General features: G+C 68.7%; 29 protein-coding genes. 21 read left to right on the top strand and 8 right to left on the bottom strand.

What is annotated here, in order from left to right:
- Positions 1-71 precede the first annotated feature (71 nt).
- From ACZ6SF_RS06355 to ACZ6SF_RS06345, 3 genes are all read left to right on the top strand, one after another.
- Complete coding sequence (locus ACZ6SF_RS06355; protein ID WP_466060917.1) at positions 72-578, top strand: DUF2599 domain-containing protein; 507 nt, start codon at positions 72-74, stop codon at positions 576-578.
- 33 nt (positions 579-611) lie between these two features.
- Positions 612-1,271: an SDR family oxidoreductase gene (locus ACZ6SF_RS06350; protein WP_466060916.1), complete on the top strand. Its 660-nt coding sequence runs from the start codon at positions 612-614 to the stop codon at positions 1,269-1,271.
- 262 nt (positions 1,272-1,533) lie between these two features.
- Positions 1,534-1,761, top strand: a complete 228-nt coding sequence (locus ACZ6SF_RS06345) for a hypothetical protein (protein WP_466060915.1) — start codon at positions 1,534-1,536, stop codon at positions 1,759-1,761.
- 124 nt (positions 1,762-1,885) lie between these two features.
- On the opposite strand, the gene ACZ6SF_RS06340 is transcribed toward ACZ6SF_RS06345, so the two are convergent.
- Both ACZ6SF_RS06340 and ACZ6SF_RS06335 read right to left on the bottom strand, forming a co-directional pair.
- The gene (locus ACZ6SF_RS06340) at positions 1,886-2,773 is read right to left on the bottom strand and encodes a helix-turn-helix domain-containing protein (protein ID WP_466060914.1); all 888 of its coding nucleotides are present in this window, start codon (positions 2,771-2,773) and stop codon (positions 1,886-1,888) included.
- An 83-nt stretch (positions 2,774-2,856) separates the two neighbouring features.
- Entirely contained in the window at positions 2,857-3,075 is a 219-nt protein-coding gene (locus ACZ6SF_RS06335) for a DUF397 domain-containing protein (RefSeq protein WP_449994588.1), read from the bottom strand.
- A 338-nt stretch (positions 3,076-3,413) separates the two neighbouring features.
- Between ACZ6SF_RS06335 and ACZ6SF_RS06330 the strand changes: the two genes are divergently transcribed.
- The 3 genes from ACZ6SF_RS06330 to ACZ6SF_RS06320 all read left to right on the top strand — a co-directional run bounded on the left by ACZ6SF_RS06330 (position 3,414) and on the right by ACZ6SF_RS06320 (position 5,256).
- Positions 3,414-4,211 carry an SAM-dependent methyltransferase gene (locus ACZ6SF_RS06330; protein WP_466060913.1) on the top strand — a complete coding sequence of 266 codons (798 nt, stop codon included), beginning with the start codon at positions 3,414-3,416 and terminating at the stop codon, positions 4,209-4,211.
- A gap of 250 nt (positions 4,212-4,461) precedes the next feature.
- Positions 4,462-4,716, top strand: a complete 255-nt coding sequence (locus ACZ6SF_RS06325) for a hypothetical protein (protein ID WP_466060912.1) — start codon at positions 4,462-4,464, stop codon at positions 4,714-4,716.
- Between the two features lie 102 nt (positions 4,717-4,818).
- A complete protein-coding gene (locus ACZ6SF_RS06320; RefSeq protein ID WP_466060911.1) occupies positions 4,819-5,256 on the top strand; it encodes a CBS domain-containing protein in 438 nt (145 codons plus the stop codon).
- A gap of 3 nt (positions 5,257-5,259) precedes the next feature.
- Here the strand turns inward: ACZ6SF_RS06320 and ACZ6SF_RS06315 are convergent, their stop codons facing one another.
- Positions 5,260-5,679, bottom strand: a complete 420-nt coding sequence (locus ACZ6SF_RS06315) for a pyridoxamine 5'-phosphate oxidase family protein (RefSeq protein ID WP_466060910.1) — start codon at positions 5,677-5,679, stop codon at positions 5,260-5,262.
- A gap of 108 nt (positions 5,680-5,787) precedes the next feature.
- On the opposite strand from ACZ6SF_RS06315, the gene ACZ6SF_RS06310 reads away from it, so the two are divergent.
- Genes ACZ6SF_RS06310 through ACZ6SF_RS06295 form a run of 4 tightly spaced genes read left to right on the top strand, consistent with a single transcriptional unit; the run spans position 5,788 to position 11,196 of the window.
- Positions 5,788-7,125, top strand: a complete 1,338-nt coding sequence (locus ACZ6SF_RS06310; protein WP_466060909.1) for an aminotransferase class V-fold PLP-dependent enzyme — start codon at positions 5,788-5,790, stop codon at positions 7,123-7,125.
- Positions 7,122-8,408, top strand: a complete 1,287-nt coding sequence (locus ACZ6SF_RS06305) for a heavy-metal-associated domain-containing protein (RefSeq protein WP_466060908.1) — start codon at positions 7,122-7,124, stop codon at positions 8,406-8,408. The genes ACZ6SF_RS06310 and ACZ6SF_RS06305 overlap by 4 nt, the downstream gene beginning before the upstream one ends.
- A complete protein-coding gene (locus ACZ6SF_RS06300) occupies positions 8,405-9,877 on the top strand; it encodes a type III PLP-dependent enzyme domain-containing protein (RefSeq protein WP_466060907.1) in 1,473 nt (490 codons plus the stop codon). Before ACZ6SF_RS06305 ends, ACZ6SF_RS06300 begins: the two co-directional genes overlap by 4 nt.
- The gene (locus tag ACZ6SF_RS06295) at positions 9,874-11,196 is read left to right on the top strand and encodes a pyridoxal-phosphate dependent enzyme (RefSeq protein WP_466060906.1); all 1,323 of its coding nucleotides are present in this window, start codon (positions 9,874-9,876) and stop codon (positions 11,194-11,196) included. Before ACZ6SF_RS06300 ends, ACZ6SF_RS06295 begins: the two co-directional genes overlap by 4 nt.
- A gap of 4 nt (positions 11,197-11,200) precedes the next feature.
- Here the strand turns inward: ACZ6SF_RS06295 and ACZ6SF_RS06290 are convergent, their stop codons facing one another.
- Positions 11,201-11,884: a phosphatase PAP2 family protein gene (locus tag ACZ6SF_RS06290; RefSeq protein ID WP_466060905.1), complete on the bottom strand. Its 684-nt coding sequence runs from the start codon at positions 11,882-11,884 to the stop codon at positions 11,201-11,203.
- A gap of 64 nt (positions 11,885-11,948) precedes the next feature.
- Between ACZ6SF_RS06290 and ACZ6SF_RS06285 the strand changes: the two genes are divergently transcribed.
- From ACZ6SF_RS06285 to ligD, 7 genes are all read left to right on the top strand, one after another.
- Complete coding sequence (locus ACZ6SF_RS06285) at positions 11,949-12,260, top strand: DUF6191 domain-containing protein (RefSeq protein WP_466060904.1); 312 nt, start codon at positions 11,949-11,951, stop codon at positions 12,258-12,260.
- Positions 12,261-12,334: 74 nt separating this feature from the next.
- Positions 12,335-12,958, top strand: a complete 624-nt coding sequence (locus ACZ6SF_RS06280) for a TetR/AcrR family transcriptional regulator (RefSeq protein WP_466060903.1) — start codon at positions 12,335-12,337, stop codon at positions 12,956-12,958.
- A gap of 56 nt (positions 12,959-13,014) precedes the next feature.
- Positions 13,015-13,242, top strand: coding sequence for a hypothetical protein (locus ACZ6SF_RS06275; RefSeq protein WP_449994567.1), 228 nt, complete (start codon positions 13,015-13,017; stop codon positions 13,240-13,242).
- A 25-nt stretch (positions 13,243-13,267) separates the two neighbouring features.
- The gene (locus ACZ6SF_RS06270; RefSeq protein WP_466060902.1) at positions 13,268-14,374 is read left to right on the top strand and encodes an SPFH domain-containing protein; all 1,107 of its coding nucleotides are present in this window, start codon (positions 13,268-13,270) and stop codon (positions 14,372-14,374) included.
- 24 nt (positions 14,375-14,398) lie between these two features.
- Entirely contained in the window at positions 14,399-14,785 is a 387-nt protein-coding gene (locus tag ACZ6SF_RS06265; protein WP_466061359.1) for a cold shock domain-containing protein, read from the top strand.
- Between the two features lie 107 nt (positions 14,786-14,892).
- Complete coding sequence (locus ACZ6SF_RS06260; RefSeq protein ID WP_466060901.1) at positions 14,893-15,978, top strand: ATP-dependent DNA ligase; 1,086 nt, start codon at positions 14,893-14,895, stop codon at positions 15,976-15,978.
- Positions 15,975-16,985: a non-homologous end-joining DNA ligase gene (gene ligD, locus ACZ6SF_RS06255; RefSeq protein WP_466060900.1), complete on the top strand. Its 1,011-nt coding sequence runs from the start codon at positions 15,975-15,977 to the stop codon at positions 16,983-16,985. The genes ACZ6SF_RS06260 and ligD overlap by 4 nt, the downstream gene beginning before the upstream one ends.
- A gap of 31 nt (positions 16,986-17,016) precedes the next feature.
- On the opposite strand, the gene ACZ6SF_RS06250 is transcribed toward ligD, so the two are convergent.
- From ACZ6SF_RS06250 to ACZ6SF_RS06240, 3 genes are all read right to left on the bottom strand, one after another.
- Positions 17,017-17,769: a hypothetical protein gene (locus tag ACZ6SF_RS06250; protein WP_466060899.1), complete on the bottom strand. Its 753-nt coding sequence runs from the start codon at positions 17,767-17,769 to the stop codon at positions 17,017-17,019.
- A 161-nt stretch (positions 17,770-17,930) separates the two neighbouring features.
- Positions 17,931-18,548 (bottom strand): TetR/AcrR family transcriptional regulator, encoded by a 618-nt coding sequence (locus ACZ6SF_RS06245; RefSeq protein ID WP_466061358.1) that lies wholly within the window; start codon positions 18,546-18,548, stop codon positions 17,931-17,933.
- 52 nt (positions 18,549-18,600) lie between these two features.
- Positions 18,601-19,746, bottom strand: a complete 1,146-nt coding sequence (locus ACZ6SF_RS06240) for an acyl-CoA dehydrogenase family protein (protein WP_466060898.1) — start codon at positions 19,744-19,746, stop codon at positions 18,601-18,603.
- Positions 19,747-19,950: 204 nt separating this feature from the next.
- On the opposite strand from ACZ6SF_RS06240, the gene ACZ6SF_RS06235 reads away from it, so the two are divergent.
- The 3 genes from ACZ6SF_RS06235 to ACZ6SF_RS06225 all read left to right on the top strand — a co-directional run bounded on the left by ACZ6SF_RS06235 (position 19,951) and on the right by ACZ6SF_RS06225 (position 23,247).
- Positions 19,951-21,381 (top strand): SDR family NAD(P)-dependent oxidoreductase, encoded by a 1,431-nt coding sequence (locus tag ACZ6SF_RS06235; protein ID WP_466060897.1) that lies wholly within the window; start codon positions 19,951-19,953, stop codon positions 21,379-21,381.
- A gap of 40 nt (positions 21,382-21,421) precedes the next feature.
- On the top strand, positions 21,422-21,805 hold the full coding sequence (locus tag ACZ6SF_RS06230) for a DUF2784 domain-containing protein (RefSeq protein WP_466060896.1): 384 nt from the start codon (positions 21,422-21,424) through the stop codon (positions 21,803-21,805).
- A 95-nt stretch (positions 21,806-21,900) separates the two neighbouring features.
- Positions 21,901-23,247, top strand: coding sequence for a CoA transferase (locus ACZ6SF_RS06225; RefSeq protein ID WP_466060895.1), 1,347 nt, complete (start codon positions 21,901-21,903; stop codon positions 23,245-23,247).
- Here ACZ6SF_RS06225 and ACZ6SF_RS06220 read toward each other — a convergent pair whose 3' ends face one another.
- On the bottom strand, positions 23,248-23,580 hold the full coding sequence (locus ACZ6SF_RS06220; RefSeq protein WP_466060894.1) for a hypothetical protein: 333 nt from the start codon (positions 23,578-23,580) through the stop codon (positions 23,248-23,250). It abuts the gene before it with no gap.
- A gap of 873 nt (positions 23,581-24,453) precedes the next feature.
- Here ACZ6SF_RS06220 and ACZ6SF_RS06215 point away from each other — a divergent pair.
- Entirely contained in the window at positions 24,454-25,605 is a 1,152-nt protein-coding gene (locus ACZ6SF_RS06215) for a thioesterase domain-containing protein (RefSeq protein ID WP_466060893.1), read from the top strand.
- Positions 25,606-25,607 lie beyond the last annotated feature (2 nt).

Genomic DNA, 25,607 nt, shown 5'->3' with positions numbered 1-25,607 from the left:
CCGGACTGCCACACCTCTAGGCTCGGGAACAGCCGGGAACAACCCGGCGGCCCCGAATCGCAGGAGCGTGTATGCCGGCCCGACCCGCCGTCCGCCTGGGCGGTCTCTTCGCCGTGGTGGCCGCGGTGGCGACGGGTAGTTGCGCGAGCCCGGATCCCGGTCCCGCCGCCACGGCCGGCACCACGGCGAGCCCCGTTTCCTCCACCCCCGCGTTCACCACCACCCGTACCGCGACCCGTTCCCCCACTCCGACGGTGGATCCCTATGCCGGAATGCCGTTGATCGACCACATCGCGTGGACCGAGAACGCGGACGGGACGCGTCTGCTGGTCTTCCCCACCCGGGCCGGGCGTGATACGACCTACCCGGGCTCGGACGTCCGCGCCTGGCAGGAGGTCGTCCGCTCCGACCCCGCCGCCGAGGCGCCGGGAATGTGGGATCAGTTCCGCTGCCATTGGGATTGGGCGCGGCTCATCGCACCCGACAAACCCAGCTGGAACCTCGAACCGTGGCGACCGCCGGTGGGTTACGACGCGACCGTCGACGCCGCCTGCAATCCGGGCGGACCCGAACGTTGAGAAGGCACGATACCGACGAAAGGAACCACGGAAATGCGCATCGTCGTCGCCGGCGGACACGGCAGGATCGCCCTGCTGCTCGCCGAACAACTCACCGGCCGCGGCCACAGTGTCATCTCGCTGATCCGCAATTCCGCCCATGCCCGGGAGGTATACGCCACCGGCGCCGAATCCGTGGTCCTCGACCTGGAAAGCGCGCTGGTGAGTGATCTGGCCGCCACCGTACAGGGCGCGGACGCCGTCGTTTTCGCGGCCGGAGCCGGTCCGGGTAGCGGGGTGGAGCGGAAGTACACCGTGGACCGTGACGGTTCGGTGCTGCTCGCGGAGGCCGCCGAACGCGTCGGAACCCGGCGGTTCCTGCAGATCTCGGCCATGGGCACCGGTCTGCCCCCGGCACCGGGCACCGATGAGGTGTGGGCTGCCTATATCGAGGCCAAGACCCAGGCCGAGGACGATCTGCGCAGCCGCGACCTGGACTGGACCATCCTGCGCCCCGGTCGCCTGACCGATTCTCCCGGCACCGGATCGGTGACCCTGGCCGAACCTCGGCTGGACCGTGGCGATATCCCCCGGGCCGATGTCGCGGCGGTCCTGACCGAACTGCTCGGCGCGCCGGTCAGCGCCGGACTGACGCTGGAACTGGTCTCGGGGACCACGCCGATCGCCGCCGCGGTGGCGGCGCTCCGCACCTGAGCGGTCGTCCGAAAAACCTTCGCACACAAGGAATCGATCGTGCAGATGTACTTGCATTTGAAAGCACCATCGACCTAGACTCTTCCCACACCGCTATACAGGGGAAAACAATTGGGGAGGCCGCGTGAGTGAGCCGACAACAACGTTCGCCAGTGGTTTACTGCCGCAGCTGCGGGAGAGTCCGACGGATCCGACCCGGTTCGGCAACAGTCCGGCCGGACTCGATTCCGCCACGATCGGCAAGCCGGTGAACGGTATTGATATGAGTACATTCGGCGTCCACAGCGGCCGCACCCGCAACGGAACATCGCGTGAGACCGCCGTCGAATTCGTTATCGACGCGATCGAATCCACCGGGGCCGCCACCCGTGATGACTTCGATATAGACAAGATCGTCTCCACGGTGCACGCCCTGGCCGACGACTGGGACTTCGGGACACTGCGGCCGGATACCTTCTGGCGGGTGGCCTCGACCTTTATCCGGGCCTGACGACCCGAGAATTTCCGCCTCGGCGATCTCGGCGCCGAGGCGGTTGTTCTGCGAATACTTACTTTCCGCGGGGTCCATCACCCCGCCCGGATGACGGCCGGTATCCGGCCGCCCGGCCCTTCCGCTACAGCCCCTCGATGTACTGCGCGATGATATTCCGTGACCGCTCCGGAGTAGCCGCCTGAACACTCAACCGGTCCATCACCGACAGGTACAGCGCCAGATCCTCGCGCCGGTCCAGATACAGCGCACTCGTCAATTGTTCCAGGTAGACGATATCCGGCAGCTCGGTCTCCGCGAAACGCAGAATGGTGAAAGAACTTCCCGCGGCGGGATGTTCACCCGCCGAGAACGGCACCACCTGAATGGTGACATTGGGCAGGCGGGTCAGTTCCAGCAGATGCTCGAGCTGCGCCCGGTGTACCGCGGACCCACCGACCGGCCGGTGCAGCGCCGCCTCATCGATAACCGCCCAGACCACCGGCGGATCGCCGCGGTGCAGTATTTCCTGCCGGCGCTGCCGGAAGGCCACCCGGCGATCGGTATCGGAATCCTCGTAACCCAGCGTGACCACCGCGCGGGCGTAATCCGGCGTCTGCAGCAGACCCGGCACCAGATGCGATTCGTAGGTACGGATTTTGCTCGCGGCCTGTTCGAGACCCAGATAGGTGCCGAACCAGGACGGCAGCAGATCGCCGAAGCGATGCCACCATCCCGGTTCGTTGGCCTTACGCGCGAGATCGAGGAATCGCTCGCGCTCCTCGGTATCGGTGACGCCGTACAGCGTCAGCAGATCCCGGATATCACGCTCTTTGAAGCTGGTCCGGCCCAGCTCGAGCCGGCTGATCTTCGCATGGGAACCGCGGATGGCGTCACCCGCGGCTTCTCTCGTTATCTTCTTGCTCTCGCGCAGTTTTCGTAACTGGCCGCCCAGGGCGATGCGTAGAACCGTGGGGCCGCGTTCCGCATCAACGGGTTGTACGCTGCCACGCTTCTCGGGCTCTGCCATCATGGAGTCGTCTCCGCTTTCGGGTTAACCCACGGTGCGCACCTCATCAGCCCAGGACGCACCACGCCGACGGCCCATGCTACCTCTCAGCCCGCCAGATCGTCGAACTCTCCCGCTTTCGCTCCCTGGAGAAAGGCTTCGATCTCCGGACGGGTATAGAAGAGTACGCCACCATCGGGGAATCGTGAATTACGCACAGCCACCAGATTGTTGGCCGCCTCCGCGAACTCGACACAGTTCCCGCTCGGATTACTGAAGGTGCTCTTCCTCCAGCTCCCGATCACCTGATTGATTACTTCCGACATAGGACCCACTCCTTGCTCATGGTCGCTGACGCCACTGTCGCATACCGCCGGTCCTTACAGATGCACTCGCAGGTGTTCTTGCATCTGCACCGACATCAGGACGATAGCACGAAGTTCGCCGGGGTGCGCCCACAGCCCCCGGACACTGCCCGAGCGCTGTCGCCGCACTGCCGTTCGAGCGTTGGAGCACAACGGAATCCGGCCGCGGCCGCGCCGGATTCGACTTCCACAGCGACCGGTCTTGTACTGTCGCAGTGAGACTTCGATTCCCGCCCGGGGTTCGCCTCCGGCCGCGTCCGGCACGTTTTCCGAACACATGTCACGCCGAGGAGTTCGCCATGTCCGACGACCACCGGCCCGGGATCCGGACCGATATCCCGCACTCCGCGCGCATCTGGAACTACTGGATGGGCGGCGACGACTACTTCGAGGCGGATCGCCTCGCCGGTGATGCCGGCCTCGCGGTGGATCCCGGCATCACCACGATGGCGGTCGAATCCCGGCGGTTCCTGATCCGCACGGTGCGATTTCTCGCGGCGAAGAAGGGAATTCGCCAGTTCCTCGATATCGGCGCCGGACTGCCCACCGCGCAGAACACCCACCAGGTGGCCCAGTCGGTGGCGCCCGATTCCCGGATCGTCTACCTCGACAACGACCCCCTGGTGCTCGCGCACGCCCGCACCCTGCTGGCGGGCACCACCGACGAAGGCATGACCACCTACATCGACGCCGACTACCGCAACCCCGAACTCGTCGTCGCCGACGCACGCCACGTCCTGAACTTCACCAGACCGCTGGCGGTCATGTTCATGGGTGTCCTCGGGCATATGTCCTCGGCAGCGGAGATGCGCGGGATCGTCGGCACGATCCTCGACGCCACCCCGCCGGGAAGCTATCTGGTTCTCTGGGACGGCACCGACGACAGCGCCGCCTACGTGCAGCTGTGCGCGAACTACACCGATACCGGCGGCGCGCCCTACACACCACGGCCGCGGGCCGAGATCCGCGCCGCCTTCGAGGGCCTCACACTCGAGGCCCCGGGATTCGTGCCCCTCACTCAGTGGCGGCCCGACGCCGGGGACTCCGGCACACCCCGCCCGGTTTCCGCCTATGGCGCGGTGGCGCGAAAGCCCTGAATCCGGGTCGCCCACGACGCCGCCCGGCCTCCCACGGGGCCGGGAAGCGCAGCGCCCCAGCGGTCGTCGCGTATCGGAGACACCGCCCCGGGCGCCCGGAATTTTCGAATGTTGTTTGCAGATGTACTTGCATTTGTAAGTAACGCCGCCTTAGACTCGTGCCACCCAGAGGGGCGATACGCAGCATTTTCCGGCCGGTTCGAAGGTCGGGTGGATCGCCTCCGCAACATCGCACGTGAGGGGCAACCGAATGATCCAGCCATTCCGAAGTCCCCACCGGAACGCGGTCGGCAGCGCCACCGGTGCCCATTCGCTGGGCCTCCACCCGGAACAGCTGCGCCATTACGCCGCCGCCGAGGCGGGCAGCGATTGCAGCGCCGAACCACCCGTACTGACCTACCGCCAGGCCCGGGAAATCCTGCACGTCCACGATGTACACGGGCCACAATGCCGGCAGTGGCTGGCCGCCGCCGCCTACCTCTCGGCGGGGCTCGACGACGAATAGCCGGCCGTCACGGGCCGTCACCACCACCCGATACCGATCCGTGCTGGCTTTCGATCACCGGACGCGAGATTCTGGAATCCCGCGCTCATGTGGATGGTAACCATGCGAATAGCCGAGATCCTCCGCACCAAGGGCAGCGCCGTCGCGACCATTCGGCCCGAGGCCGATATCCGCGCCCTGCTCGCACTCCTGACCGAACACAACATCGGGGCCGCCGTGGTTTCCCCGGACGGGAGCCGGATCAGCGGAATCATCACCGAACGCGATATCGTCCGGGCCCTGCTCCGCGACGGCGCCCGGCTGCTGGACTTCCCGGTCGCGGAGGTGATGAGCACCGAGGTCCGTACCTGCGGGCCCGACGACGAAGTCGACGGGTTGCGCGGAATCATGACCGAGCACCGGGTCCGCCATCTCCCCGTGGTCGACGAGGAAGGCCGACTGGCCGGCATCGTGAGTATCGGCGATGTCGTCAAGAGCGCCCTGTCCGAACTCACGACCGAACGTGAACAGCTCGTCGAGTATCTGCAGGGTGGCTACTGATCCTCAGCCGAGATCGGCGGACAACCAGCGTTGGGGCCGCATCGAGACCACCACGTGCTCACCGAGTTCGGCAGCGGCGAAGGCCAGATACCCGTCGACCCGCTCGGCGGGCAGATAACGGGCGACCATCGCACGGTGCACCGTGTCGGTGAGCGGTTCGACCCGGGTCACCGGGCCCTCGACGCTCACATAGCGCACTGTCGGCTCGACCCGCTCCACCATCAGGCTGAACCGGCCCGCGGCCCGGATCCGGCGCATCTTCTCCGATTCCGGCCCGGTGAGGACCCACAGCTCGCCTCCCGGCACGTACTGATACCAGATGGGGACCGTGAGCGGGCCGCGATCCGGCCCCGCGCTCACCGACAACGCGCCGATATGGGGTTCGGCCAGAAAGGACTGACGTTCTTCCGCAGTGAGGGGCATACCGGCACCCTAACGTGAGGCGCCGACAATTCCGGAGATCCCGGGCCGGCCGCGCGAACGCGCGCGAAACCCTGTGCACGCCAAAGCTACTGGGCCACAGTTTCGGAGATGGGTATCGTTGTTCGCAGCCCGGGCAGTTCGGCGGAAGGAATGATCACGATGGGATCGGCCCTGCACCCGCCGGATCACAGATCGCCGGCCAGCGATCCGCGCACCGCGTCCGGTGTGCTGCCCGCAGCCGTCCGCGCCGCCTTCCCCGCGCTGGCCGACAGCGCGGAAACCTACCTCGACAGCGCGGCGACCACCCAGAAACCCGTGCCGGTGATCGATACGGTGCGCGAGTATCACACCGTCGCCACGGCCAACGCCGCGCGCGGCACCTACCCCTGGGCCACCGCGCTCACCCAGCGGATCGCCGCGGTCCGGACCCGCACCGCGCGGTTCGTCGGCGCCGCGTACGACGACGAGATCGTCTTCACCGGCGGCGCCACCGCCGCGCTCAACGCCGTGGCCTGGTCCTGGGGGCTCACCGCGCTCGACGACGGTGACGAGATCCTCTACAGCCCGGTCGATCACGCCGCCAACGTCCATCCCTGGTACCTGCTGCGTGACACCCTCGCCCGATTCGGGCGGCGGATAGACCTGGTGCCCTACCGGACCGCATCGGACGGACGCGCCGATACCGCCGATATCGCCGGGAAACTGAGCCCACGCACCCGGCTGCTGGCCGTCACGCATCTGCATCATGTGTTCGGCGCCGTGAACACCCTCACCGAGATCGAGGACCGGATTCCCGAACGGGTGCTGCGCTGCTTCGACTGTAGCCAGAGCGGTGGGCACCTCCCGGTGGATGTCACCGCGCTCGGCGCGGATTTCGCGGTCTTCGCCGCCCACAAGATGTTCGCCGCCCCCGGGACCGGCGTGCTCTACTGCCGGCGCCGGGTGCATTCCGGCCTGCGGCCCTTTCTTCCCGGTGGCGGCACCGGCGCCGTCCTGACCGCCCGCGGATTCGAGGCGGGCCGGATGCCCGGCCTCCTCGAGGGCGGGACCCCGAATATTCCGGGCATCCTCGCGCTGGGTACCGCGCTCGGGGTCCTGGAGTCGTACGGGATGTCCGCGATCGCGGCGCACAACCGGGCCCTCACGCTGCGGTTGATCGCCGGGCTGCGGCCGATACCGGGTCTGCGCTTCCTTCCCGGACCGGCCCGGGCGAACGACGGCACCGGGTACGGCATCGTCTCCTTCACCCTGGACGGTATCTCGGCCGCCGACCTGGGCTTCGTTCTCGCGGAATACGGCTTCCTGGTCCGCACCGGCACGCACTGCGTTCCGCAGTCCGCCACGGACCGCGAATCGGTGCGCGTCAGCACCCATGTCTACACCGGTCTCGACGATATCGACCGTTTCGTCGACCGGATCCGGATTCTGGCCGAGGAGCTGTTATGACCGCCGAGACCGATACCCACGCGGACCTCGGGGCCGCGCACTACGACCGGCGCGGCGCGTCGCGGATCCTGGCCGAACTCGCCCGCCCCGGGCTCTTCGCCACCCCGCCACGACCACCCCGTGGCGGAACATTCGTCTACACCGGCACCGCGCTGCGTCCGGAACCGGGCACGCACCTGACCTACTCGCAACGCCTGTATCTGGAACGGTTCATGCGCCCGTGCCGCGCGGACGAGGTCACCTCCGCCACCCATCGGATGACCTGGATCGACAGCGCCGGAATCCCGAACACCGGGTTCTACCGGGACGACGGCCTGGGCCCGGTGGTGCCGATCGCCGTCCGGGAGTCGGTGCTCACGCTCTGGCAGGAACTCGGGTCGGGCACCGGGCTGGGCGACCGGATCTCGGCGCTGACCCCCGCGGCCCGCGGTGTGCTCGAGGCGACCACCACCGACCACGACCCGATCGATATCTTCCGGGTCGGTATCGAGTCGGCCGGACGGGCACTCGCGCAGCACGCGTTGCTGTCCTCCCAGACTCCGTATCGCACGGCCGTGGAATTCGCCCGCGGGATGCGCGACTCCCATCTGTTCGCCGCCGTCGCCACCCGCTGGTTCTGGGAACTGCAGGCCTCCACCTACCGACGCGGCATGATCCCGGTGCGGCTGACGGCGCGGCCGGACGGCTCGATCCACTACCCGGACCGGACCCTCACGACGCTGCGGGCCATGAAGGACGCCACCATCGGCGACGCGCATCGAGTCATGCGCCGGGCCACGACCGACGAGGGCATGAGTATCACCGAGGCCATCGCCCACTATCACGACGAGCTGGATCTGATCTCCCGCCAGTACGCGCTGCTGGCGCCCGGTGAGCGTCCCTCCTGTCTCGCTGCCGCCGCCCACCGGGTGGACGGCGGGAATTTCAGCGTTCTGCCGGTCGTGGTCGGGCGGCTCGTCGATGTTTTCGCGGATCTGGCCGTCCGGTGCGAGGTGACGGCCGCGCCTACGGGACCCGAGGCGGCCGACGATATCCCGGTACAGGCCGAGGACCGGGTCTTCTACGTCCCGGATATGACGTGTAAGCACTGTGTCCGCACCATCGGCGGTGTGCTGGAGTCCATGGGTGTCGAGGTCGCCGATATCGATCTCGACAGCAAACGGGTGGTCGCGGAATTCCGCAGCCCACGCAACCGTGTTCGTGCGTTCGAGGCATTGCGCGACGGCGGCTACAACCCGGTAGGCGAAGCGCCGGAGGCGGCGCGGATGGATCCGCGGGAATGACCGGCCCCGCGGCCCCGGCCGGTGCGCCACCGGCACTACCCGCGCGCTGGGATCCGCTCGTGCGCCGCTTCCTCGACGATCGCGCCGCGCTCGGCCGGGTGGTCCGGCGATTCGGCACCCCGCTGCATCTGGTGTTCCCCGAGGTATTCGCCGCCAATGTGGACCGGCTCCGGTCCGTTCTGGATACGACGCCCGCCGGGTACCGGATCTGCTACGCGCACAAGGTCAATCGCTCCCATGCCCTGGTACGGACCGCCGCTGCCCGGGGTATCGCCGTGGATGTGGCCTCGCCCGGAGAGCTGGACTCCGCGCGGGCGGCCGGTTTCGCCGATTCCGCGATCGAGGTGACCGGGCCGAAGGGTGAATCCTTCCTGCGTGTCCTCGCCGGTACCGGGGTGACGGTCAATGTCGACAACCAGTGGGAACTCGAAACACTGGCCCGGCTGGCCGGGCCCACGGCACCGGTTCCGGTGCTGCTGCGGGTGAGTGGGTTCACCGGATCACAGCCGAGCCGGTTCGGGATCCCGGTACCGGCGGTGAACCGGGCGCTCGAGGTGCTCGCCGGGCACCGCGACCGGCTGACGTTCCGCGGGCTCGGATTCCACCTCGACACCGCGGATATCGCGGAACGGGTACGGGCCGTGGACACCTGCCTGTTCCTGTTGGAACAGGCTTTCGCACACGATCTGATGCCCTCCGTCCTCGATATCGGCGGCGGGTTGCGCCAGGTCTTCACCGGCGACGCCGCCCGCTTCGACGACTACACCCACCGGCTGCGCGAATCACTGGCGGGCCGCGGTCCCCGGATGGCGTGGGGTTCGGGCACCTTCGGCTACCAGGTGGACGCGGCCGGTGTGCGGGGTACTCCGGTCTTCCACAAGTACGCCAATACGGCCGCGGCCGCGGAGATGCTCGCCGAGATACTCGCGGCGCCGCTGGAGGGCCAGGGCGGGCGTGCGTTCGCCCGGGTCGCCGCGGACAATATGGTCGATATCTGGCTCGAACCGGGTAAAGCGCTCGCCGATCACGCCGGGATCACCGTGGCCGGGGTGGAGTTCGTGAAAGAGGCCGCCGACGGCAGCCTGCTCGCCCATCTCGACCTCGGCCGCGATACCGTGACACCGGCCGATCAGGAGGTCATGGTCGATCCGCTGCTGCTACCCGGCCCGGATCCCGCTCCGGCCGCCGATCCCACTCCGGTTTTCCTGGCCGGGCGGCTGTGCCTGGAACGCGATCTGGTCACCACCCGTACCGTGTGGCTGCCGTGGCGGCCGCGTCCCGGCGATCTGGTCGTGTTCCCCAATACCGCCGGCTACAACATGGATCTGTCCGCGACGTCGGCCGCCATGCACCGCGTACCGGACAGGGTGGCGGTCGAGGAGGCGGACGGCGGTTTCCGGGCGACACCCGACGCGGACTACCGGCCGCCCGCACGACCTGCCGGTACCGGACCCACCGAGGTTTCGTGACGATCCATCAGCACATCACCGAGTTGATCGGTGATACTCCCCTGCTCCGCCTCGACCCCGCCGTCCACCGGCTCGAGGGCGTCGAGTTGTACGCCAAACTGGAGTCGCACAACCCGTTCGGCTCGGTCAAGGACCGGGTCGCCTGGGCGATGCTGCGCGACGAACTCACCACCCTGCGTGCCGAACGGCGGACGCTGATCGAGGCGTCCAGCGGCAACACCGCCAAGGCCCTGCGGATCCTGGGCGCCGTCCACGGTATCGGGCTGCGGGCGATGACCAACCGGATCAAGGTCGGGGAGGTCCGTGATCTGCTGCGGCTTTTCGGCACCGATATCGTCGAACTGCCCGGTCTCTCCGAATGCCCCGACCCCACCACACCCAACGACGTCTACTCCGCGATCGACGCGGCCGTGGCGGCCGAACCCGACCGGTTCCGGCATCTGTCGCAGTACACGAGCGAGAAGAACATCGCGGCCCATCACGACGGGACCGGCCGGGAGATCCACGACGATCTCACCGCCGCGGGGATCACCCGGCTCGACTATCTGTTCGGCGGCCTGGGCACCACCGGGTCCAGCCGCGGCGCGGGCAGCTATCTGCGCACCCACCATCCCGCACTGCGCACCGTCGCGGTGGTATCCGAACGCGCCGATTTCATCCCCGGAATCCGCTCGGAACGCGAAATGTGGGAGGTGGGCCTGTTCCGGCCGGATTTCTACGACGAGATCGTCACCGTCGAATCCGGTCCGGCCATCGAGTCCACCCTGGAGCTGGCCACCGGATACGGCGTGCTCGCCGGACCCACCAGCGGCGCCGCCTACGCCGCCGCCCGCCGCGTGCTGTCCCGTCCCGGCCGCCCCACGGACGAACCCGTGGTCGCGGTGATCATCGTCTGTGACCGGCTCGAGCCGTACCTGTCCTATATCAAGCAGCGGCGCCCGGACCTGTTCGGGCAGGCCGCCGAATCCCACCGGCCGCCGGACGCCGATATCGCCGCCGCCCCCGCACTGACACCGGCCGAGTTGTCGGCGATGACCGACGCCGACCGGCCGGTGGTCGTCGACACCCGTGGCGCGATGGCCTACCGGGTCGCCCATATCCCGGGCGCCGTCAATATCCCCGACGACCGGCTCACCGAACTGTTCGTCCACGGCACCCCGTTCTCCCGCGCGTATCCGGTGGTGTTCACCTGCCCCACCGGCGATATCTCGCGGCGCTTCACCGCCTCCGCTCGCACCACCGGCCATACCGCCTACAGCCTGGACGGTGGTATCGCGGGCTGGCGAGCGGCGGGGTATCCCCTGGAGCGGGGCGGCTGACCGATCAGCCGCGGGCGGACCCCGCCGCGGCCGGGCGGGACACACCCGCTCCGCCGGCGGGGCGGCCGGGATAGCGATGTCGCCCGCGGCCGCCTCGCGCCCGAACCAGCAGCCCGAGCACCACCAGCAACCCGCCGAGCGCCCAGCCCGCGAGCACATCGGTGGGCCAGTGCACACCCAGATATACCCGGGAGAGCCCGACCAGGATCACGAATACCGCCGCGAGAATCGCCACCACCCGGGCCACGACCCGGCGCTGGACCCGCAACCAGCACAGGGCCGCCAGCACGCCGACCACCGCCGCCGAGCCGGTGCTGTGACCGGAGGGGAACGACGGGTCCGCGACCGTGACCAGGCGATCGGCCGCGGGCGGGCGTGATCGGCCGACCAGCTGCTTCGTCACCGGAATCAGCACCGCCGAGGCCGCACCGACTCCCGCCACCAGCGCGAAGCCGGCCGTATCGCCCCGTCGCAGGAGCAACCCGCACACCAGCAGGGCCAGCACCCACATCGCGACGGACCCACCCGCGTGCGTGATCACGGTGGCCGCGGTGGTGAGCGGTTCGCTGCGCCACCCGAGAACCGCGGTGTGGACCGGCCGGTCCACGGTGGTCAGGGCGGCGCCGGTGACGACGAAACCGGTCGTCACGGCGAAGACCGTGAAGAGCGCGACAGCGAGCACGACCATGCGGTTCACGATAGTCACCTGCTACGAGACCCCGCCGCCCCCACGGCGGCGCTACCCTGAGAGCGTGGAAATCCTTTTCCTCGGTGCACCCGCTCTCATGTTCGTGCTGGGTGCGGCCATCGCGATCCGCTGGGTCCACGCGCGGTTCCCGTCGGCCCGCGGCCGGGCCCACACCGATCGGCAGGCGCGGCTCGCGGCCGCCGGCGTCGAGGAGCTCACCGCTTTCTGGTACGGCACCAAACGCGACGAACTCGACCACCGTGCCGCCCGGACCATGCTCCGCGACGAAGAATCCGATGGCGCGCCGCCACGAACCCGCGTCGACCTGGACAACCGCCGGGCGGTGTTGATCGCCCGGCCGGCACCGGGCAACTGATCGCCGGACCACTGCCACGGCCGGTCACCGACCACCCTCCGGCCGCCGTCCCACCTGCCCACTACTGTGGACGGGTGCATGCGGATGAGCGATCGGACGACAGCGGACCCCGGATCTGGGGTGGCACCACGCTTTCGGAGCGCAAGCAGGCACGGCGCACCGCGCTGCTCGAGGCCGCGCTGGATCTGATCGGCGAGGCCGGAGCGGCCGGGGTGACCATGCGCGCGGTCTGCCGCCGGGCCAACCTCACCGACCGCTATTTCTACGAGAGTTTCGCCAGCCGTGACGAACTCCTCGACGTGCTCTACCGCCAGATCGCCGACGATTTCCTGGAGCCGATGACGGCTTTCGCGGTCGCCGACGATTCCTCCCGCGACCGGGCGCTGTCGGAAGCACTGGTGGACAAGGTTCTCGAGGATCCGCGTAAATCCCGGCTGTTCCTGGTGGAGCCCTATTCCAGCACCGGGCTCGGCCAGACCACCATCTCGGTGATGCCCGCCTTCACCCGCCTGATCCAGGACCATCTGTTCACCCGAATCGACGATCCGGTCCGGCGGCGGCTGGCGGCGGTGACGATGGCCAGCGGCAACGCGGGTATGTTCTCGGCCTGGCTCAACGGTTCGCTGCGCGCCACCCGCGACGAGATCGTCGATCATCTGATCGCCATGCTCAGCGCGTATCGCACCCTGTATCAGTAGGCTTCCGGACGCGGCACCGAACGGAATCCGGGGTCCGGCAAGGAGGTTCGGGACAATTGCGGGACGAAGTCGTCGGGTCGACCGGTAAGCTGACCTCGCCGATCCGCGGCCCCGGGACGCTGGGTGAGGTCCTGGTGGCCGTTCGAGGGGGAACCGAGGGGTATATCGCACGCGCCGCCGAAGCCATTCCGGCAGGTAGCACCGTGCTGATCATCGCTGTCGATTCCGGGCGTATCGCCGAGGTGGTGCCCTGGATACCTCTCGCCCCGGACCCGGCACCGTAGCGAAATACGACGCGAGGAGTCAGACGTGCTGGGCTATCACGTACCGGATCCCGATGAGGCGATGCTGGTCAGCGGCGCCAAGAGCAGCGATGCCACCCCCTTCCGGGTGATCATCGGCCGCGGCACCTGGGTGATGCCGTTCTTCCGCAAGGTCCGGTATCTCTCACTGGCCATGTTCGAGGCCGAGATCTCCGAACGCTGTGTCACCAAACAGGCCATCGTCCTGCAGGTCCGGGCGGTGATCGCTTTCAAGGTCGCCAACGACACCGCCTCGATCGTCAATGCCGCCCAGCGTTTCCTGTCCGAACAGGAGCAGGAGATGTCGGTACTGACCGGGCGGATCTTCTCCGGCCATCTGCGCTCCATCGTCGGGTCCATGACCGTGGAGGAGATCATCCGCGAGCGTCAGCGCCTGGCCGACGAGGTGCTGGTCGCGTCCAAGGTGGAGATGAGCAATATCGGGCTCTGGGTCGATTCGTTCCAGATCCAGTCCATCGACGACGGCAACCTCGGATACATCACCGCGCTCGCCGCCCCGCACAACGCCGCGGTACAGCGCGACGCCCAGATCGCCGAATCCCAGGCCGCCCAGCGCTCGGCCGAGGCCGAACAGGAATCGCTGCGCAAACAGGCCGAGTACTCGCGGGAAACCGCGATCCTCAAGGCGGGGTACCAGCGCGATATCGACAAGGCGCAGGCCGAGGCGGCCGCGGCCGGCCCGCTGGCGGCGGCGCTGGCCCAGCAGGAGGTGCTCGGCGCCCAGGCCGCCCAGGCCGTCAAGGAAGCCGAACTGCGGGAACAGCAGTTGCAGGCCGAGGTTGTCAAACCCGCCCAGGCCGAGGCCGAACGGGTACTGATCCTGGCCGAGGCGGAGGCGACGCGTACCCGGATCCAGGCCGAGGCGGCGGCCTCGCACAACCGGATCGCGCTCGATCAGCTGCTGATCGAACAGTTGCCCCTCATCGTGGAACAGGCCGCGCGCGGACTCTCCAATGCCAACCTGACCGTGCTGAACGGCCCGGACGGCGTCGGTGAACTCCTCAACGGGATGGTCGGGCAGGGGCTCACCGTGTTCAACTCGCTGCAAAAGGCGCTTTCGACCGACGACGCGGAAAAACCGGAGATAAGGTAGCCGGTAACTGTGGCGAGGAGCGGTGTGGTGGCCAGCGGGAAATTGGTGTCGTTCGACGGATCGCGTGGATTCGGTTTCATCCGTCCCGAGGACGGGGGCCCGGATGTATTCGTCCACGTCAACGATATCGGCCTGGGCGAGGGTGAACTGCGGCAGGGCCGGGTGTTCGAATTCGAGGTCACCGAGGGTGATCGTGGCCCGAAGGCGATCAATCTCCGGTCGCCCCGCGGGCACGCCACCCGCCCCGCGGCCCCGGTGGGCGCGGGGCCGCGGCTGACCGCGGAGGAGCACCTCCGGCTGGTCACCGAACTGCTGCTCGACGCCTCCCCGGCGCTCACCGCCGGTGAGATCGTCGTCATCCGGGAACGGCTCACCGATCTCGCGCTCGAACAGGGCTGGATCGACGAATAGTGCGGCGGATCCACCGCGGCGCCGGTGCGAACTCCTATCATCGGACGCGATGAATCGGCGCCGGCCGCGGCGTCGATACGGGTGAGGATCGACCCGAGGAGGATCGTGTGGATCTACCGGTGATGCCACCCGTCCGGCCCATGCTGGCCAAATCCGCGCCCGAGATACCACCCGGGCCCGGGCTGAGCTACGAACCCAAATGGGACGGTTTCCGCTGCGTGGTCTTCCGCGACGGCGCGGAGGTGGAACTGGGTTCGCGTAACGATCGCCCACTCACCCGGTACTTCCCCGAGGTCGCCGAGTTGCTGCGGGAGGCACTGCCGGCCCGGTGCGTGGTGGACGGCGAAATCGTCGTCGTCACCGGGAACGGGCTGGATTTCGACGTCCTGCAGCAGCGGTTGCATCCGGCGGCGTCCCGGGTCGCCAAACTCGCGGTCGAGACCCCGGCGAGTTTCGTCGCTTTCGATCTGCTGGCAGTGGACGACCGCGATCTCACCGACCGGCCGTTCACCGAGCGCCGGGCCCTGCTGGAGTCCGTTCTCGGCACGAACCCCGGACGGGTGCATCTCACCCCGCTCACCGGTGATCCGGAGATCGCCCGGGACTGGTTCACCCGCTTCGAGGGCGCCGGATTCGACGGTGTGATGGTCAAGGCCGACGATCAGCCCTACCAGCAGAACAAACGGGTGATGCTGAAGGTCAAACACGAGCGCACCGCCGATTGCGTGGTCGCGGGATTCCGCTGGCACAAGGACGGCGAGGGTGTCGGTTCGCTGCTGCTGGGCCTGTTCGATGACGAGGGCGGCCTGCATCATGTCGGGGTCGCCAGTAGTTTCACCGCGGCACGGCGCCGGGAGCTGGTCGGGGAACTCGCACCGCTGCGGGAGGGCGCGCTGGCGAATCATCCGTGGCGCGACTGGGCCGATGCCGCCGCCCAGGCCGCCTCGGGCGGGTCCATGCCGGGTGGGGTGAGCCGCTGGAGCGGGGGCAAGGATCTGTCCTGGGAGCCGCTGCGCACCGAGTTGGTGGCCGAGGTGCGCTACGAGCATGTGCAGTCCGGCCGCTTCCGTCACGGTGGCCGGCTGGTCCGTTTCCGCGCCGACCGCACTCCCGAATCGTGTACCTACGCGCAGCTCGAGGAGGTCGCGCCGGCGGAACTGCGTGAGATCTTCGGTGATCCGGTGTCGAAATGAGCGAATCCATCGATATCGAGGTCTCCGGGCGGGTCCTGACCATCAGCAATCCCGGCAAGGTGTATTTCACCCGCCGCGGCGAGACGAAACTCGATCTCGTGCGCTACTACCAGCGGGTCGGTGCGGCGTTCCTGCGGGTCAACGGCGGCCGGCCGCTGCTATTGGAACGGTATCCCGACGGCGCGTCGGGCAAATCCTGGTTCCAGAAGCGGGTGCCGAAATCCGCGCCGGACTGGCTGCACACGGTCGAGGTGTCCACACCGAACGGCACCACCAGCGACGCGCTGGTCGCCCACGATCTCGCCCATGTCCTGTGGGCCGTGAACCAGGGCTGCCTCGGCTTCCACGTCTGGCCGAACAAGGTATCCGACCTCACGGTCGCCGATGAGCTGCGTGTCGACCTCGACCCGTCCCCCGGGATCGGCTTCGACGAATTGCGCACCGCCGCCCTGCGCACCCGCGACCTGTGTGCCGAGCTGGGAATCGAATCGTGGGTGAAGACCTCCGGCTCACGCGGCCTGCATCTCTATATCGCGCTCGAACCGCGCTGGGACGGGTATCAGGTGCGGGCCGCCGCCGTGGCGCTGGCCCGGGAACTGGAGCGCCGGTTCCCGGAGGACATCACCGCGCACTGGTGGAAAGAGGAACGCGGACGCCGGGTTTTCGTGGACTACAACCAGAATGCCCCGCACAAAACCGTTTTCGGCGCGTGGTGCGTGCGACCCAAGGTCGGCGCGCAGGTGTCCACACCGCTGACCTGGGACGAGCTCGATACCGTCGTTCCCGAGGAGCTCACCCTCGCCACCGTTCCCGGGCGCCTGGACGAATCCGGCGACCCGTGGGAGGTCCGCGCGCCGCAGTCCCTCGCACCGCTGCTGGAGATGTCGGAGCGCGATATGGCCGCCGGGCTCATGGACGCGCCCTGGCCGCCGCAGTATCCGAAGATGCCCAACGAACCGCCCCGGGTTCAGCCGAGCCGCGCGCGTAAACCCGATCCGGCGGAGTGAGAACCGCCGGGCGCGCGCCGGACGCCTCGCGTCACGACACCCATAACGCCCAGTTCCCGTTCTCGCAGACCAGCGCGTAACCATCGGCGGTGCGGGCGGTGGTGGACGCGTCGGCACCACAGCGCGCCCCCTCCTCCCCCTCCCCGTCGGCGACCCGGAACGGCCCCGACCATTCGTATCCGGTCACCGAGGCGGCGTCGGTCAGGCACAGCAGGGTGCTGCCGTCGGCGCCCGCACCCACCAGCGCCGGCTCCGGGCAGGGGGTGCCGCGCTCGGCGGCGGGTGCGGCAGGTCCTGATTCGGTGGCCGCCCGTGAGGTGGGCGTGGCGCCGGTCGGAGCTGCCGTTGGCACGGTGGCCGTCACCGGCTCCGAGGAAGGAGCGGAGGCGGTAGAGGTCGTGTCGCCCAGCGTGCCGCCGATTCGGGACAGCACGTCCGGAACGTCGCGGCCGGGTGTGAGGACCAACGCCGCGAGCAGTGCGACCTCGGCAAGCCCCAGCAGTACCGCGAAGAACGCCATGAGACGCCCGCGCGGATGGCCGAACGCGAGCAGTCCGAAGACGATCGCCACCGGGAACAGCAGCAGCAGCGCGGCGACCAGGGCCACGATCGCGTACGGATTGACCAGGGGGCGGGCGTCGTAGGCCGGCGGCTCGTCGTACCGGTCGTCGTAGTCCTCGTATTCGCTCTCACCCCGCCGCCCCGCCCGGCCGGGCCCGGGTTCGTCCCGGTCCGGTGTGACTTCCGGCCAGCGCTCCATCGCCCAGCGCCGCTGGTCTGCCATGCACGATCCCTTCGAACTGCCCCGCGAATCCCGGAACTCATCGATTCGCCCGGCGCTGTAGCAGGATATGCCGGATCGGCGTGACCGGCCCGCGAAACAGCTGTGTTCCAGATCAGAAAGTGCACCCGGCCCCGCGGTGATATCTCATCACGGGAACCGGCTCAGCGCTCGGCGTGCACCCGGGGCAGCGATTCGGTGACCAGGGTCGTGAGCATATCGACCAGGAGCGCGTGCACCTGGTCGCGAGTCATCGTGCCGCGGGTGAGCCATTCGCGGCCGGCGACCTTCACCAGCCCGCCGAACGCCCGCACCATGGCGCGGCGCGGCTCGTCGTGCGCCGCGCCGTCGGCGAGTCCGATCATCGCCAGCAGCCGCTGTGCGGCCGCGTCGTCGGCGGCGTCCAGGATCTGCTGCACTTCGGGATCGTCGCCGACGCCCTCGTGACTGGTCACCTTGACCCAGGTGCTGCCGTGCTCGGAGATCGTGTCCAGCAGCCACCGGACACTGGCGTCGATCCGGTCGCGGGTGCTGCCGGCGGGGGCGGCGAACTCCTCGGCGCGGGGCAGGGTCACCATCCGGCGCACCACGGCCAGGTACAGATCGCGCTTGTTCCCGAAATAGTGATTGATCAGGCCCCGGGCCACCCCGGCGCGCTGCGCCAGTTCGGCGGTCGAGACCGCGGCGTACGGGCGCTCACCGAACATCTCGATGGCGCGGGCCAGGATCTGGGCCCGCCGCTCATCGGGTTCCAGCCGGCGCCGCCGTGCGGGTGCGGCCACGCCGGCGCCGCCGGACCCGTTCGCGACGGGTCCGGCGGACGAGGAGTCGAGGTCAGAGCCCACGGGCGATGAGATCCTTCATCACCTCGTTGCTGCCGGCCAGGATCCGCAGTACCCGGGCGCCGGTGTACAGCTGGGAGATGGGGTACTCCGTCATATAGCCGTAGCCGCCGAACAACTGCAGGCAGCGGTCCACGACGACACCGAGTTGATCGGTCGACCAGTACTTGGACATGGCCGCCGACTGGATATCCAGTTCCCCGCGCAGGTGCCGGGTGATGCAGTCGTCGAGGAATACCCGGTTGGTCCGGGCGATGGTCGCGCATTCGGCGAGTTCGAATTTGGTGTTCTGCATGGCGAACAGCGGTTTACCGAAGGCCTCACGGCCCTTGGTGTATTCGACGGTCAGCTCGACCGCGCGTTCCATCATCGCCACCGCCATGATCGCGGTGACCAGCCGCTCCTGGGCCAGCAGCTGCATCATCTGATAGAAGCCCTGGCCCTCGGCGCCGCCCAGCAGGTTCGCCGCGGGCACCCGCAGGCCGTCGAAGAACAGTTCCGCGGTGTCCTGGCCCTTACCGCCGATCTTGGACAGGATCCGGCCACGGGTGAAACCGGGGGTATCGTCGCCGACCTCGGCGAACAGCAGCGATACGCCGGCCGCGCCCTTCTCCGGATCGGTTTTGGCGGCGATGATGATGCCGTCGCACAGCCAGCCGTTGGAGATGAAGATCTTCGATCCGGTGATCACGTACTCGTCGCCCTCGCGAACCGCGCGGGTCTTGATCGCCTGCAGATCCGAACCGGTGCCGGGTTCGGTCATCCCGATGGACAGCACCATCTCACCGCTGCCCGCCTTGGGCAGGATCCGTTTCTTCAGCTCGTCGGAACCGAATTCGGCCAGGTAGGGCGCGATGATCGAGCTGTGCACGGGGATGCCGAGGGCGCCGTCACCGGCACGCACCTGTTCTTCGATGATGGCGGCCTCGTGGGCGAAGGTCCCGCCGCCGCCACCGAACTCCTCGGAGACCGCGGGGCAGAGCAGGCCGAGTTCACCGGCACGCCGGTACAGCGCCTTGTCCGGGTGGCCCTGCTCGATGAACTTCTCCTCGTGCGGCACCACTTCCTTCTCGAAGTAGTTGCGGGCGAGTTCCCGTACCGCCTCGACCTCGTCGTCGCTCCAAGCGGGGCGTGCCATATCCGCGTCCTCTGTTCCGTGATCACCCAGGCCGGCCTCACAGTGCCGGATGTCCGGAACGACTGTCCCGCACTATTGGCGCATTGTCAACGAAGCGCCGGGCCGGCTCGGCCGCCCCGGACGGCCCGGCTACGGCGACACCCACCGCACTTGCCACAATGGTGACCACGCTTGCCCAGCTCACGAAGGAATTTCCCGCTACCGATGGCCGACTCCAGCATCGACCCCCACGACCTCGCCACCTGTCTGCGTGTCCTCGACGAGGCGGGACGGCTGGACCCCGGCGACCCGGATTCGGTGACCGTGCAGCGCGCGGTGGGCCGGATGTTCAAGGAGCTCAAACGGCAGCGCCGGCTCGCCGCGCGCCAGGCCAAATCGGCCGCCGATCGCGCGGTGGTCGCCGCGACCGCCACCGGATCGCCGAACCGCATCGATGACGAGACAGCGGGGATTCCCATCAGCTCGGCCACCCGCGGTTCCAGCGCGGGCACCCTGCTGCGGCCACGCGGGTGCTATATCTGCAAGGAGAAGTACACCCGCGTCGACGCGTTCTATCACCAGCTGTGCCCGGAATGCGCCGCGATGAGCCACCACCGCCGCGATGCCCGCACGGATCTCTCCGGCCGGCGGGCCCTGCTGACCGGCGGCCGCGCCAAGATCGGCATGTACATCGCGTTGCGATTGCTGCGCGACGGCGCGCACACCACCATCACCACCCGCTTCCCCAACGATGCGATCCGGCGTTTCGCCGCGCAACCCGACAGCGCCGAGTGGCTGCACCGGTTGCGCATAGTCGGAATCGATCTGCGCGACCCCGCCCAGGTCGTGGCGCTGACCGATGATGTCTCGGCCCGGGGCCCGCTCGATATCCTGATCAACAACGCGGCCCAGACCGTACGCCGCTCCCCCGGGTCCTACAGCGCGCTGGTCACCGCCGAATCCGGCCCGCTACCGGCCGGGGAGCTCCCCGAGACGGTGACTTTCGGCCAGACCACCCAGGCCCATCCGACCGCGCTCACCGCCTCGCTGACACCGGCCCTGACCGGCGCGGAGGTCGCGGAATTGGCGCTGGTGGCGGGTTCGGCCACACCCGACCGGATCGCCCGCGGAATCGCCATCGACGCCGGGGGCCTGGTGCCCGATCTCGCTCACACCAACAGCTGGGTGCACACCGTGGGCGAGGTCGATCCCACCGAGCTCCTGGAAGTCCAGCTGTGCAACTCGGTGGCGCCGTTCATCCTGGTCTCCCGGCTCCGTCCGGCCCTGGCCGCGGCCGCGGCCCGGCGCAAGTACGTGGTCAATGTGTCGGCCATGGAAGGGCAGTTCTCCCGCGGCTACAAAGGGCCGGGCCATCCGCATACCAATATGGCCAAGGCCGCCCTCAATATGCTGACCCGGACCAGCTCGGCCGAGATGTTCGAGGCCGACGGAATCCTGATGACCGCCGTCGACACCGGCTGGATCACCGACGAGCGCCCGCATTACACCAAGATCCGGCTCGCCGACGAGGGGTTCCATGCCCCGCTGGACCTGGTGGACGGCGCGGCCCGCGTCTACGACCCCGTGGTCCGCGGCGAGGCGGGCGAGGATCTGTACGGCTGCTTCCTGAAGGATTACCGTCCGTCGCCGTGGTAATTCGGATGCCGGGCGAGCGGCGAGGACATACCCTGGAAGGGTGTGGTACCGGCTGCTCGCCGATCTGACCGCCGCCGTGCATCTGCTGTTCATCGGCTATGTGGTGGTGGGAGGCTTCCTTGCGTGGCGATTCCCTCGCACCATCTGGCTGCACGGCCTGGCCGCGGCATGGGGATTCGGTACGGTTCTGGTCGGCTACGACTGCCCGCTCACCTACGCCGAGAACTGGGCCCGGGAACGCGCCGGGGTCGCGGGCCTGCCACCGGAAGGTTTCATCGACCACTACCTGACCGGCGTGATCTATCCCGAGAGCATGCTCGTTCAGGTGCGCATACTCGTGGCGGCGTGTGTGCTCGTCTCCTGGGCCGGCCTGTGGTGGCGGACCCGGCACGGACCCGGACGGATCACCGCCCGCGCCGCCTGACCGGCTTCCCGGCCCTGGTGACAGTGTGATGAAAATCGCTGCGCCAACCGGTAACTCGGTGATCGCCGGCCGTTGCGCCCAGTACGCTCGGTGCCGTGGACGTGGGCGCACGGCTGGTTCGTGATTACGAGGACGGTATCGGTGTCGAGGAATCGCCACCGGTGGAGTGGCCCGACCCCGGAAACCTGCTGGCCGCCACCTTGCCGGTATGGGGCCTGGCCGCCGGCTCGGTCCAGGCGTTCATCGCGGCGACCGACCGGTATCGGCAGGTCACCGATACCGCCGCGATCCGGCACCGGCTCGATCCGGGGCGGATCGCGGCGTCGTTCACCAGCGACCGCCTGCTACGGATGGACGGGGCGCCGATCGACGCCTTCGCCGACCTCTCCGGCTTCTTCCCGACCTTCGACGGCTGGGTGCGCACGCACGCCAACTATCCGCACCACCGGGCGAGTTTGCTCGCGGCGCTCGAACTGCCCGCCGACGCCCCCGTGGAACAGGCCGAGGCGCAGATGGCGATGATCCGCGCCGCCGACCTCGAGGAACTGGCGGCGGCCCGCGGGGCGGTCGCGGTCCGGGTGCGCGACGAAACCCAGTGGCGGGCCTGTCCCCAGGCCGGGTCGGCCGCCGCCGGGCCGTTGGTGGCGGTGGTGGAACGCTCCGACCGCAGGCGCTACACGTTGCCGATATCGGGCACGCCCTACCAGCCGCTCCAGGGGGTCCGGGTACTCGATCTGACCCGGGTGATCGCGGGCCCCGTCGCCACCCGCGCGCTGGCGCTCCTGGGCGCCGAGGTACTGCGTATCGATCCCCCGCATCTTCCCGAGATTCCGTGGCAGTACACCGATACCTGCCAGGGCAAGAAATCCGCACTGCTGGATCTGCGCAGCGCGACCTCGCAGTGGGAGAGTCTGCTGGACACCGCCGATGTCCTGGTCACCGGCTATCGGCCGGGGGCGCTCGAGCGGCTGGGACTGACCGGGCGACCGGGCCTGGTGCATGCCCGGGTGAGCGCCTGGGGATTCACCGGCCCCTGGGCCGGACGGCGGGGATTCGACAGTATCGTCCAGGCGGCCACCGGGATCGCGGTGATCGAAGGGGCATCATCGGTCCCCGGCGCCCTGCCCGCCCAGGCGCTCGATCATGCCTCCGGATACCTGCTCGCCGCCGGAATCGTCGACGCACTCGCGGCCCGCACGAGCGACGGGCGGGGCCGCGACGTCCGGGCCGCACTCGCCCGGACCGCGACCTGGCTGCTGTCCGAGCGCGGGCGCACCCCGGGCCATCCCGCCCCCGCCGTACCGGATCCCGGCTGTACGGTCACCCACGACCGAGTGGTCACGGCCGCACCGGCACTGGCGGAGTTCCCGGACTATCCGTACCCGGCCGCGGGATACGGCCGGGCCGAACCCCGCTGGCCGGAAACTCCCGGCGCGGGGTGATCAGAGCCCGGTGGAGAGACGGACCACCACCCGGTCCTCGGTGACCTCCTGCACCGTGAGGTCCAGGCCTTGGGCCGACCCGGTCTCGCCCCGGGGCACCGTGACCTCCTGGCCGGCCACGGTCAAGGTCACGAGATCACCCTGCACCCCGGTGAGCCGGACATCCACGCCGAGCACGCTGATCTCGGCGTCCACGCCCCGGTCGAATGTCACCGTGCAACCGCTGACCTCGCATTCACTGCGCGCGCCGGGACCGGTCACGGTACAGGCGGAGCCACCCAGGGCGACGGCGAAAAGGACAGCGATCACGGCGAACAGCCGTCGAGCGGACATGCGGACAGTGTAGGGATACCCGGGCGGGTACCGGAGCCGATCCGGAACGGGGCCGGTGCGCGACAACATGTCGCAAACAGATCGCATTCTGTCGCTTCGGCCCCTCGGCGCGACCACCTCCGGCCCGTAGAGTCTGTCGTCGAACGGTGGCGGACGCATACCCGCGTCGCCGCCGCTCTTTCGCGAGCACGGAGCCCCGGCGCGCGGCCGGTCACACCTGCCGCGTACCGCACGTAGCGGCACGAGCTCTGCGCCCCTGCGTGTTGCCGCCGGACCACCGGCGCCCACCGCCTCCCCATTCCGGGCCGCTCCGCCCGGAGGGGCTTCGGCGTGTACGGGTGCAACGGCTGCGGCGCTGCGGGGTGCGCCGCAGCACGCACCCGTACACGCATCCGAACAGCAACCGGTCGGCAAATATCCCGCGAACCCGCCGCGACCGCCGACAACCCGGATGCACCGCCGAATCCGGCCGCCCTTATCCGCCGACCTCCGGGAGCACGGACGCCGAGCCCGCCACGTTCATGGCACGAGAGCCGGTGGAGCCCGGCGATCCGAGCGGCGAATACCGAAAACGTTAACCATAGCGAGCTATTAAAAATGAGATCTACAACTCATTAGTAATGAGGCATGGGTCAGTGGTCCAGGCCGATTATCTGGACTTTTGCTAAATATTCGCGTTCCAGAAGGCCGCAAACAATCGGTAACAGGCCAGGTCTGCACGGATGAATTCCGCATCCAGGAACCCCGGACGGGACATTTGTCCGCTAGTGTCCCACCCGCACATTCGGTTGTGTTTCGGTCGGCGAGAGCCCCCGTTTCAGCGCCGGTGCGGATCGGTCCAGGCAGAGAGTTGGTAGTGCATTGACGGCCACGATGACAGCAATCCGGCCCGCCTCCTGCCCGCGCCGGTTCCGGATGCCCGCCACCTCGAGCGAACGACTGGTGGCCGACAGTTTCGCCGCTGTCCTGCTGCGCCGCGATCCGACCTATCGAACACCGGGCGCCTGCCTCACCTCCGCCCCGATGAACCGGACCGTCGCCATCGGCCTGGACGAGAACTTCTTCGATCTCGGCGGCAATTCGTTACTGGCCGAACAGCTGGCGATCCGGCTCGGTTCCGCCCTGGCCCTCGACCTACCGGCTCGGACCGTCGCCGAATCTCCGACCGTGGCCGGCCTGGCGCGCCGCCTCGACGATCTGCTCGCGACCCGGGGCCCGGCCGGCGCCCTTACCCGGCACCGGACGCCGGCGGTGGACCGCAGCGCGTTCGATATGTTGCTGCCGCTGCGCACCGCCTGCTCCGGAACGCCGCTGTTCTGCATCCATCCCATCACCGGAATCGCGTGGTCGTTCGCGGGCCTGGCCGGCCACCTCGGACCGAACCGCCCCCTCTACGGGCTGCAATCGCCCGCCCTCACGGCGGGCACGGCACTCCCCCGTTCCATCGAGGAGTGGGCATCCCTCTATGTGGGCCTGATCCGCTCGGTCCAGCCGAGCGGACCCTACCGGCTGCTCGGCTGGTCGTTCGGCGGCGTACTGGCACACGAGATCGGGGTGCAGTTACAAACCGCGGGACATGACATCACCTTCCTGGGAGTGATGGACAGCTACCTCGCCGATGAGGCCGCCCCCACCGGACCGATTCCGATCTCCGACCTGCTCGGTGGTCTACTCGGGGACCGGCCCGGCGATCTCGGCACCACCGCGGACTTCGATCCGGCGGCGGCAGCGGATCTGCTGGCACGATTACCGGAACCATTGGCCTCGTGCGGAGCCGATCGGTTCGGCAGATTGCTCGACGCGGCCGCACATTCGATCCGATTGCGCGACGCCTATTCCGCGCCGCGTTACCGGGGCGATGTCAGCTACTTCCGGGCAATCGGTAGCGACTCCGAGGCCGGGATCCGGCAGTGGGGCACCCTGGTGGACGGCCGGGTCCGCGACCACGCGGTGCCGACCACACACTGGCAGATGACCTCGGCGGCGGGACTGGCCCGGATCGCCGAGGTGCTCCGCGCCCACTGAGC

The organism is Nocardia sp. NPDC049935 (assembly GCF_055586645.1).
Note: the sequence above shows the minus strand (reverse complement) of the source record. Positions and strands in the feature narration are given on the sequence as shown.